The sequence below is a fragment of the Vibrio splendidus genome (assembly GCF_002873455.1).
Classification (GTDB): domain Bacteria; phylum Pseudomonadota; class Gammaproteobacteria; order Enterobacterales; family Vibrionaceae; genus Vibrio; species Vibrio splendidus_J.
In genome coordinates, this window is sequence record NZ_MCUN01000047.1 from 1 (window position 1) to 996 (window position 996).

At 41.2% G+C, this 996-nt stretch carries 2 protein-coding genes; both read right to left on the bottom strand.

The annotated features are described in order from the left end of the window. On the bottom strand, positions 1-371 hold a 371-nt coding region (locus tag BCU75_RS20720), incomplete at its 3' end, for a VOC family protein (RefSeq protein WP_102474946.1). Between the two features lie 102 nt (positions 372-473). Further along, positions 474-812: a GFA family protein gene (locus BCU75_RS20725; protein ID WP_102474947.1), complete on the bottom strand. Its 339-nt coding sequence runs from the start codon at positions 810-812 to the stop codon at positions 474-476. Between the last annotated feature and the right edge of the window lie 184 nt (positions 813-996).

Below are 996 nucleotides of genomic sequence, written 5' to 3' on the forward strand. Positions count from 1 at the left end.
AAATTCACTATGCCACTACACTGCTTCTGAGTCGCGATGGAATCACCACATAGATAAGATTTTGACTCTAACGCTAAGTAAATAGAATCAGCGGCGCTTTCGTTAACTCTCTGATATAGAGGTTCGATATCGATAACATCCCATTGGAAGTTAACACCACGCCCTAACGGAAACTCCAGATCACCTGAAAGCCATTTTCGACTTTTGCCCGCAATCCCTTCAAGCATCACATCAACACCATCGAGCGTTAGATAAGCAAACTCTTCATCTGGGCGCTCGTATTTCACTTCAAATCCCAACACATCGAGAAAAAAGGATTTGCTCACATTAATATCGAAACAATAAAGCTCTGGAACTACTCGTAATGTCATTATTTTCCTATTCACTGAATATCTAGAAATACAGGAAAAACCTGTTCGAGATTTCTATTTATTAATACTGCAAGATACACAGAAAGTACTTTGTTAGTTAATTTAGTAAGCTGCGCCATTGATCTTACGAACTCGGATGCTTGCAAGCACTTCATTTTCGGCCATTCTCATGTTTACAGCCAATACATCTGCGGAGCATTTCTCTGTCGTCACGTAATGCGTTAAACATCCACACAACTTGCAGCGATGAAATTCGACTTCTTTATCGCCCCAACAATAAAACTCAGTTTTATCGCTCAAGTTGATTTGAACTTGCTCCGGAGAAAAATACGCCCAAGCGGCAGCATAACGACGACAGATTGAACAGTTACACTCCCCGACTTCCTCTGGACGCGAGCTTAGCTCTAAACTCACGTTTCCACAGTGGCACTTTAATTCCATTCGATTATTCCCTATATTCACATAACACCGTGTTAAGAGCCGGTTTGACTAAGATAGCTTCCCAAGGATTAACGGATCGTTCAACAGATTCGTCAAAGGAAGGAACAATGGTTCGGGTAACTCATCTAACTTAAACCACTTCCATTGCTTGCATTTATCTGGCTTGTAGTGGCATAGTGAATTT

Bases quoted from the DNA above. Each gene is read 5' to 3' on its own strand.
- BCU75_RS20725 (WP_102474947.1), bottom strand. From the start codon at position 812: ATGGAATTAAAGTGCCACTGTGGAAACGTGAGTTTAGAGCTAAGCTCG.